Source organism: Burkholderia sp. Tr-20390, assembly GCF_017104595.1.
GTDB lineage: Bacteria > Pseudomonadota > Gammaproteobacteria > Burkholderiales > Burkholderiaceae > Burkholderia.
The window spans coordinates 1-8,972 of sequence record NZ_JAAGPC010000263.1 but is presented as its reverse complement, the minus strand read 5'-3'; the positions used below and the strand labels follow the sequence as shown (position 1 = coordinate 8,972).

9 protein-coding genes are annotated in these 8,972 nt (G+C 69.2%); 7 read left to right on the top strand and 2 right to left on the bottom strand.

Annotated elements, in window-relative coordinates; all coding sequences use genetic code 11:
- Together G3N98_RS36595 and G3N98_RS36590 are read left to right on the top strand one after the other, a co-directional pair.
- Positions 1-1,222 (top strand): FAD-dependent oxidoreductase (locus G3N98_RS36595; protein ID WP_206150851.1); only part of this gene is annotated, 1,222 nt, incomplete at its 5' end.
- 37 nt (positions 1,223-1,259) lie between these two features.
- A complete protein-coding gene (locus G3N98_RS36590) occupies positions 1,260-1,637 on the top strand; it encodes a DUF5594 family protein (RefSeq protein ID WP_175237863.1) in 378 nt (125 codons plus the stop codon).
- 37 nt (positions 1,638-1,674) lie between these two features.
- On the opposite strand, the gene G3N98_RS36585 is transcribed toward G3N98_RS36590, so the two are convergent.
- Positions 1,675-1,893, bottom strand: a complete 219-nt coding sequence (locus G3N98_RS36585; RefSeq protein WP_011349700.1) for a DUF6566 family protein — start codon at positions 1,891-1,893, stop codon at positions 1,675-1,677.
- 134 nt (positions 1,894-2,027) lie between these two features.
- On the opposite strand from G3N98_RS36585, the gene G3N98_RS36580 reads away from it, so the two are divergent.
- The 4 genes from G3N98_RS36580 (at position 2,028) to G3N98_RS36565 (ending at position 7,349) form a co-directional block, all read left to right on the top strand.
- Positions 2,028-2,666 carry an NAAT family transporter gene (locus G3N98_RS36580; protein WP_206150850.1) on the top strand — a complete coding sequence of 213 codons (639 nt, stop codon included), beginning with the start codon at positions 2,028-2,030 and terminating at the stop codon, positions 2,664-2,666.
- Positions 2,667-2,711: 45 nt separating this feature from the next.
- Positions 2,712-3,176 (top strand): DUF1269 domain-containing protein, encoded by a 465-nt coding sequence (locus G3N98_RS36575; protein WP_206150849.1) that lies wholly within the window; start codon positions 2,712-2,714, stop codon positions 3,174-3,176.
- A 461-nt stretch (positions 3,177-3,637) separates the two neighbouring features.
- Positions 3,638-5,005 carry a sigma-54 dependent transcriptional regulator gene (locus G3N98_RS36570; protein WP_206150848.1) on the top strand — a complete coding sequence of 456 codons (1,368 nt, stop codon included), beginning with the start codon at positions 3,638-3,640 and terminating at the stop codon, positions 5,003-5,005.
- Between the two features lie 37 nt (positions 5,006-5,042).
- Complete coding sequence (locus G3N98_RS36565) at positions 5,043-7,349, top strand: ATP-binding protein (RefSeq protein ID WP_206150847.1); 2,307 nt, start codon at positions 5,043-5,045, stop codon at positions 7,347-7,349.
- 109 nt (positions 7,350-7,458) lie between these two features.
- Here the strand turns inward: G3N98_RS36565 and G3N98_RS36560 are convergent, their stop codons facing one another.
- Positions 7,459-7,890 carry a CBS domain-containing protein gene (locus G3N98_RS36560; protein ID WP_089429609.1) on the bottom strand — a complete coding sequence of 144 codons (432 nt, stop codon included), beginning with the start codon at positions 7,888-7,890 and terminating at the stop codon, positions 7,459-7,461.
- A 482-nt stretch (positions 7,891-8,372) separates the two neighbouring features.
- On the opposite strand from G3N98_RS36560, the gene G3N98_RS36555 reads away from it, so the two are divergent.
- Positions 8,373-8,678, top strand: a complete 306-nt coding sequence (locus tag G3N98_RS36555; RefSeq protein ID WP_089429611.1) for a hypothetical protein — start codon at positions 8,373-8,375, stop codon at positions 8,676-8,678.
- The last annotated feature ends 294 nt before the right edge of the window (positions 8,679-8,972 follow it).

Sequence of the window (8,972 nt, the reverse complement as noted above, 5' to 3'; positions counted from 1 at the left end):
CGGCCGCGCCGTCGTGCTCGACGAGCGGCCGGCCGCCGCGCCGCCTGGGTTGAATGCAGCGGGACTGCCCGCGTCGGTGGTGATCGTCGGCGGCGGTGCGGCTGCCATCGCGGCTGCGGTGACGCTGCGGCAGGAAGGCTATCCGCATCCCGTCACGCTGCTCACCGCCGATGCCGATCCGCCGTACGACCGGCCGAACCTGTCGAAAGACTATCTCGCCGGCACGGCCGATGCCGACTGGCTGCCGCTGCGTGCGCCGTCGTTCTATGCGGACCATCACATCGACGTGCGGTGCGGCACGCGTGTCGTACGCATCGACCCCGCGCAGCAGGCGGTCGAACTGGCCGACGGCAGCCGCGTCGGCTACGGCGCGCTGCTGCTCGCAACGGGGGCCGAGCCGAACCGGCTGACCGTGCCCGGCGCGGATCTGCCGCACGTGTGCGTGCTGCGCTCGCGCGCCGATTGCGACGCGCTGATCGGCAAGCTGAAAACGGCGCGGCGCTGCGTCGTGGTCGGCGCGAGCTTCATCGGGCTCGAAGCGGCCGCCGCGCTGCGCACGCGCGGGCTCGACGTGCAGGTCGTTGCGCCCGATGCGCATCCGATGGCGCGCGTGCTCGGCGAAGCGCTCGGCAGCACGATCCAGGCACTGCACGAGTCGCACGGCGTCGTGTTCCATCTCGGCGCGACGCCCGCGCGGATCACGCCGGACAGCGTGACGCTGTCGACCGGCGACGTGCTGCCGGCCGATCTCGTGGTGGTCGGCATCGGCGTGCATCCGAACGTGGCGCTCGCGCAGGACGCGGGGCTGGCCGTCGACCGTGGCGTGACGGTCGACCGCTTCCTTCAGACGAGTGCGCCCGGCATCTACGCGGCCGGCGACATCGCGCGCTGGCCCGATCCGCTGACGGGCGAGCGGATTCGCGTCGAGCACTGGGTCGTCGCCGAGCGGCAGGGCATCGCCGCCGCGCGCAATATGCTCGGGCAGCAGCGGCCGTTCGACGCGGTGCCGTTCTTCTGGAGCCAGCATTACGACCTGACGGTCAACTATGTCGGGCACGCGGAGCAATTCGATCGGGTCGAGATCGATGGCGACCTCGCCGCGCACGATTGCTCGATCGCGTACTGGCGCGGCAACACCCGGCTCGCGGTCGCGACGGTTGGCCGCGATCTCGACAGCCTGAAGGCGGAAGCGGTATTCGAGCGGCAGATTGCAGCCGCGTGACAGCAGTGTGACGACATGATTCGAACCCGGAGGCGAGATGAATCCCGATGTGCGTGCCCGTTTCGAAACCGAGTTTGCGCCGCGCATCGCGGCGCGCGTGCTCGGCCTGTATCAGCCTGGCGAAGTGAGGGTGGACGTCGTGCCGCACGACGGGCAGGGCAGCCCGACCCGTGTCGACGTGATCGGCCTCACGTCGACGGTCGGCTTGCCGAACCGGCTGAACGCGCGGCTCGCGTGGCGTGACGATGCGATCGATGCGTTGCTGGCCGAGCCCGACCGCAGCCGCTTCGACCGCTACCTCGCGGCGCTGCCGGTCACGATCGAACGCTGGCAGATGGAGTTGCCGGTCGATTTCAGCACGCGCACCCAGCGCGATCGCGAGATCCTGATCGGCGATCTGGATTTCGATGCGTGAACGCGCCGTGCGATGCGTGCGGATGAGCCGGTTGCCGCTAGCGGTCGCGGGTCTTGATGATCACGCGGCCCTGGTCGATGCCGCCGCGCAGGGCTTCGTCGCACGTGAGCCATTCGGGTGTGACGAGCTCGGGCGCGGGCAGGTCGACCGGCGCGCCGTCGCGGAAGATCCGCACCTGCGCGACCCACGCGCCGTTCGCGTTGCGCGTCGCATCGACGCGAATCTCGTGATCCATGAAGGTGTCGGTGGCTTGCATCGGTCGGGGCCCTCCGTCGTGCGTGAACGCGGTGCGTCGATCGTAGCAGCATGGCGTGCGCCGTGCATCCGGAACGAAACGGAACCTGCGCGCGATTCGACGCACGTGTCGACGCGCGAGACGGGAGCGAACCTGTGGCCTTCGACCTGACGTTTTCCATCAAGGTATTCGCGGCGCTGTTCGCGATCATGAACCCGATCGCGAACATTCCGGTGTTCCTGTCGCTGACCGAAGGCGCGGCGGACAGCGAGCGCCGCAAGGTCGCGCTGACGGCCGCGATCGGCGTGACGGTCGGCTGCATCGTGTCGGCCGTGGCAGGCGGCGCGATCCTGCATGTGTTCGGCCTGACGATCGACGATTTCCGCCTCGCGGGCGGGCTGCTGGTGCTGCTGATCGCGCTGTCGATGCTGCATGGCGCGCCGAGCCGCCAGCATTCGCCGGGCGACGACGAAGGCGCCGATCCGGCCGCGGCCGAGCGCGTCGCGATCTATCCGCTGACGATCCCGCTGCTCGTCGGCCCCGGCACGATCGCGACGATGATCGTGCTCGGGCACACCGCGTTCTCGACCGGGCAGGCATTCGCGTTCGCGCTCGGGCTCGCCGCGTTTCTCGTGTTGCTGGCCGCGTCGCTGCTGTCGGCACCGCTGATCGGCCATTACCTGTCGCCGCGCCTGACGGCGGTGACGCAACGGCTAATGGGGATGATTCTCGCGGCGATCGCGATGCAGATGATCGTCGCGAGCCTGAAGGCCGCATTCGGGCTGCCGCACTGAGTGCCGCCCATCTCGAACCGGCCGCCTGATTTCATGGAGTCGTTGATGAATACGTTGATCGTGTTGTCCTATCCCGACCTCGCGGCTGCCCATCGCGCGCTCGCCGAACTCGATACGTTGCGCGACCGGCACGTCGTCGCGCTGTCGGGGGTGGCGATCGTCGAGTGCACGACCGATGGACAGTTGCGCGCGCATGCGGTCGACCCCGATCGCACGCCGCCCGCGTCGCTGCTCGACAGCGTGGTCGAGCACATCGAATCGTCGCTCGACGCATGGCGCGAGAAGCCGGTGGACGACGCACTGATCGACCGCGTCGCGCGCAAGGCGCGCCCCGGCACCGTGTCGCTCGGGCTGGCCGCGACGCAACTCGATATCTACGCGCTGAGCACGGCGCTCGCACCGTTCGGCGGAGACGTGATCGACACGACGCTGTCGATCGACGACGAACTGAAACTCGTCGAAGCGATCTCGAAAGCGCGCGACGGCGGCAGTCAGGCCTCAACCGACTGACGGTTCGACGAAGCGGATAGAGCGCTCGATGGTCGGCAAGTCACGCGGCAGGGTCTGAATCGAACGCACGCTATCAAGCGGCCACTCTCGTCATCCGAGAATTCCGACATGCGAAAAATCAGATCGGAAAGTTTGACCGCATGGCGCGTCAACGTGCGCAAAAGACGGGATCCGGGCGACTTCACGCAACATGATCGCCTTGAAGCGATGGCATTCTTACCGATTGCCGCGCATTGAATCTGGCAATGCAGGTCACGTGGGCGGATAGATTTATTCGATGACCGGCGAATGCGCGACATGCCTCTCCTATACTCACAGGGACTGCTTTTCACGGGAGGACAGCTCATCCGCACGAGTGCATCGATCAAGCCATATCGTCGTGCGACCGACGGCCGGACCTCGCTACAATCCGCCGCGGTCCCGGCAGGCAAGCGCGCCGGGCCGCCTCACAAGGAGCCACGATGCCCTACGTCCTGATCGTCGAAGATGACGCCGACACGCGGACGATGCTCGCGGCGCTCGCGCGCACGCAGCAGCTTGCGTGCGACACGGCCGCGACGCTCGAGGAAGCGCGCACGCTCGTCACGACGCACCCCCCTGATCTCGTGCTGTGCGATCTCGTGCTGCCGGACGGCAACGGGATGGATCTGTTCGATTCGTTGCCGAAGCATTCGCACTGCGAAATGGTGCTGACCACCGGCCACGCAAGCCTCGAAACCGCGATCGACGCACTGCGGCGCGGTGCGACCGACTACCTGGTGAAGCCGCTCAACATGCAGCGGCTGAACAGCATCTTCGCGCGCGTGCCGCGCACCACCGCACTGCATGAAGAGATTGCCGAACTGCGTTCGGAGCTGCAGCGCCTCGGCCGTTTCGGCCGCATGCTCGGCAGCTCGCCCGCGATGCAGACCGTCTACGACGCGATCGGCCGGGTCGCGCGCACCGAGGCATCGGTCCTGCTGACGGGCGAATCGGGTACCGGCAAGGAGCTGGCCGCGCAGACGGTGCACGACCTGAGCCTGCGCCGCCGCGGCCCGTTCCTCGCGGTGAACTGCGGCGCGATCGCCGCGAACCTCGTCGAGAGCGAGATGTTCGGCCACGACCGCGGCAGCTTCACCGGCGCGGAGCGCCAGCACAAGGGCTTCTTCGAACGCGCGGACGGCGGCACGCTGTTTCTCGACGAGATCACCGAGATGCCGCTCGAGTCACAGGTCAAGCTGCTGCGGGTGCTCGAGACGGGGCGCCTCACGCGGCTCGGCTCGACGCGCGAGATCGACGTCGACGTGCGTATCGTCGCGGCGACCAACCGCGACCCGGAGGCCGCGATGACCGACGGCAAGCTGCGGCCCGACCTGTTCCACCGGATCAACGTGTTCCCGATCCCGCTGCCGTCGCTGCGCGAGCGCGGCGACGACATCCCGATGCTGGCCGATGCATTCCTGCAGCAGTTCAACGCCGAAAGCGGCCGGAACCTGCGCTTCGCACCGGCCGCGCGCGACGCGCTGAAGACCTATGCGTGGCCCGGCAACGTACGCGAGCTGCGCAACTTCGTGCAGCGCGCGAGCATCTTCTGCGACGCGGACGTGATCGATACGCTGCCGCCGCCGATCATGGACGAACTGTCGAACCTGGCCGATTCGCACGAGGATCGTGTGACCGTGCCGTTCGGCACGTCGCTCGAGGAAGCCGACCGCAAGCTGATCCTCGGCACGATCGCGCAATGCGGGGGCGTGAAGGCGCAGGCGGCCGAGGTGCTCGACGTCAGCCTGAAGACGATCTACAACCGGCTCGCGCAGCTCGAAGACGAAGTGGACAAGCCTGAATCCTGATGCCGCCGCGACCGACCCGCCGGCAGGAGTGTGATCGATGATCGACATTTCGCGGACCCGCGCCGGCAACTACGTCACGGCCGTGATGCTGGTTGCGATCGCCACCGTGCTGCAGGCGCTCGCGATCCGCTTCGGCGGCGTGAACCTGCCGCTCGTCCTCTACTATCCGCTGCTCGCGGGCGCCGCGTGGGCGACGTCGTTCCTGTTCGGGATGGCCTCGACGGTCGTCAGCGGCCTGCTCGTGTGGACGCTGTTCCTCTCGGATCCCGCGGCCTATACGCAGCCGCTGCCCGACCGGCTCGTGCGGCTCGGCACCTTCGTGCTGATCTGCGCGCTCGTCTGCGCGATCGCGTCGATGCTGCGCCACGCGCGCTTCACGAGCGATGTGGCGCTACGGCGTGAAGCGGCCGCGCGCCGGCGGCTCGAAGCCGTGCTGCAGGCGTTGCCGCATGGCGTGATCGCCACCGACACGAACGGGCGGCTCACTTACCTCAACGCCGCCGCGGCCGCGCTCGTCGGCTGCCGGCCCGACGATGCGATGGGCCGCGCCGCGCGCGACGTGCTGCGGATCGTCGATCGCGACGGCCGGCGCGTTCAATCGACACCGCTCGATCTCGCGCTCGGCGGCGAGGGTGTCACATCGGATCGCCACTGGCTGCAGGCGGAAGGGAGCGAGCCGGTGCCGATCGTCGAGGTGGCCGCGCCGCTCGGCGATGCGGACGGCAACGTCGACGGCGCCGTGCTGCTGCTGCGCGACGCCGGTGCCGACCGTTCGCGGGCCGATGCGTCGCGGTTGCAGCGCGCGGTCGTCGACGCGTCGCCCGACGCGATCGTCGGCATCGATGGCGACGGCCGCATCGTCAGCTGGAACCCGGCCGCGCAACGCATGTTCGGCTACGACGAAAACCAGGCGCATGGGCGCACGTTCGAATCGCTGGTGGCGATGCGCTGGCTGAAACGCAAGCCGCTCGTGCAGTCGTTCGACGACATGCACGCGGCGGTCGGGCCGATCGACCTGCTGTGCGTGCGGCGCGACGGCCGGCGCTTCCGGGCGACCGTGTCGGCGGGCCCGGTACGCGGCGACGTGCGTGCCTCCGTCGCGTTGTCGCTGACGCTGCGCGAAGCCGGTGCGCAGCGCCGCCGCGACCTGCGCGCGCAGCGGTCGCTGCAGGGCGCACGCGATGCGCGCGACCAGGCCGATACGTCGAACCGGCTGAAGGACGAACTGCTCGCGACGGTGTCGCACGAGCTGCGCACGCCGCTGAACGTGATCTACGGCTGGGTCGAGGTGCTGCGCAATTCGGGCGACAGCGCGCTGCAGCAGCAGGCGGTCGACGCGATCGATCGCAGCGCGCGTTCGCTCACGCGGATGGTCGGCGACATCCTCGACGCGTCGTCGCTCGCGACCGGCAAGCTGCAGCTCGACGCGCGGCCGGTGGACGTCGTGCGGCTGTTCTCCGATTCGGTCGGCGCGTTCCAGACCGCCGCGTCGTCGGCCGGCATCGTGCTCGAATTCGACTGTGCGGCGTCGACCTGCGTGGTGTCGGGCGACGCCGAGCGCTTGCGGCAGATGCTGTCGAACCTCGTGTCGAACGCGCTCAAGTTCACGCCGTCCGGCGGCAGCGTGACGGTCGGGCTCGCCCGCAACGATGCGCGGGTGGTGCTGACCGTGAGCGACACGGGGCAGGGCATCGTGCCGGCGTTCCTGCCGTACGTGTTCGACATGTTCCGCCGCGCGGAGGATTCGCCGGCGTCGTCGCGGCGCGGGCTGGGCCTCGGCCTGTCGATCGTGCGGCATATCGCCGAACTGCACGGCGGCGGCGTGACGGTCGAGAGCGCGGGCCGCAATCGCGGCGCGACGTTTACGGTGACGCTGCCGGCCGGCTGGCAGCCGGCCGGCGCGATGGCGTGGGGGAGTGCGCCCGTGGACGGCCATCGCGCCCCGTTGACGCTCGATACGCAACGCATCCTGATCGTCGACGACGATCCGACGACGCGCGAGAGCCTCACCGCCGCGCTGACGACGTTCGGCGCGGCCGTCGCGATCGCGTCGACGGGGCGCGAAGCGCTCGCGGTGGCCGCCGACCTGCGGCCGACCGTCGTGCTGTCCGATCTTGCGATGCCCGACGGCGACGGCTTCTGGCTGCTCGACGCGTTGCGGCGCGCCGGCATGAACGGCGGCGGCGGGCCGCCCGCCATGCGGGTGCTCGCCGTGACCGCGCATGCGGGCCTGGCCGACGAACGCCGCGCGCTCGAGGCCGGGTTCGACGGCTATCTGTGCAAGCCGGTCGACGTGCGCGAGCTGGCGGACAAGATCGTGCGCGTGACGAAGCAGGACGGCTGACGCGGCGGCCGTCCGTCGTTGCCCTGTCGCGACGGCCCGTTTCGGTGATGCGGGGCGAGCCTTGACCGGCGGCCGGCAGGCAGTATCGCGCGCGGCCTGCGATGCGCCATCAGGTCCGCTTCGGCTGCGACACGCCTTCGAGCGTGTTCGCGACGTCGTCGCGCGCCGGGCCGGCCGAGCGCGTCGCGATGTCCGCGAGCGACAGCATGCCGACCAGCCGCTTGTCGTGATCGACGACCGGCAGGCGTCGCAACTGCGCATCGGCCATGTAATGCTGGATCTCGTCCAGCGAATCGTCCTCGAAACACCACTCGATCGGGCCCGACGCGACTTCCTGAATCCGCGTCTCCGGCGGCTTGCCGACCGAGATCGCGCGCACCGCGAGGTCGCGGTCCGTCACCATCCCCACCAGCCGGTTGTTGTCGCATACGGGGAGCGCGCCGATGTCGTAGCGCTCCATCAGCTGCGCGGCATGGCGGATCGAATCGGTCGGCGCGATGCGCACGACGTCCTGCGACATGATTTCGTTGACGCGATGCATGACGACCTCCTGGCGGGTTCGATGGGGTGATTCCTCTGCTCTGCGGATTCGGCAAACCGCGTTCCGTCCGGCACGCGCGGCCCGTCGTTCGCCGTTGCGTTTGCGCGGGTGCTGCCGGGGCCTTTCGTCATGCGTATCGCGTAATGCCGCCCGACGCGCGGAACATGTCCTCGAGCGGCGGGTCGATAGGGCATTCCGAATGACGAATGACGAATGGCGCGTGCGCCTGTGGTCCCGGTGCTTCCCCGGCGGCGACGGATCGGTGCGTCGTTCGTGCATCGGCGCGTCATGGCCGGGCCGGGTCGCGTCCTTCATGGCAACGCGCCCGCGGACGACGAAGACGCGAACGTTGCCGCAACGACCATGCCCGCGCTCGGCACGCGGCACGCGACTTGCCGTATCGACGGCGAACACGACGAAGATGACGACGACCATGTGCGGCGCGACCCGTGCCGGCCGCGCGCACATCACACGGAGGCACGATGACGATTCCAAAACGGCGAGAGGGCGTGCGCTACGAGCTCAACGTTTGCGGGGGCGGGTTCGATTCGGTGAAGAGCCACTTCCAGGAATGGAAGAGCGAACCGCTGATCTACCGGCCCGAGCGCCGGATGTTCGAGGGCAAGGCGGACGTACGGCCGCTCGGGGAAGAGACGTTCGGCTCGACCGAGCCGGCGAGATTCGCGCTGCAGCGTGCGTGCGAGCCCGCCGACACGTATGCGCTCGCGGCCCGCGTGCGCGACGACGGCCGCGAGCTGTGGCTCGTGATGGCCGCGTACGACGCATAGCGTCGCGCAGGCAGGCATCGCAGCGAACGACGGCGGTCCGAAACGCGCGGCGCACCGCGGGACGATGTGCTTGACGCGTGAACGGACGGCACGTGGATTGCGAATTGGCCGAGGCCTGCCCAACCGATTCCGCGGCTGCCGCGGATATCAGGAGGTGTTCGATGAAACCGATCCGCACGATCCGCACGGGCGCATGCGTGCTGGCCGCCGCGTGCGCGCTGGCTGCATGCACGCAACCTGGCCCCTACGGCGCGCGAGGCGCGCCGCCCGCGCCGACGGGCGATCGGAAGCGCG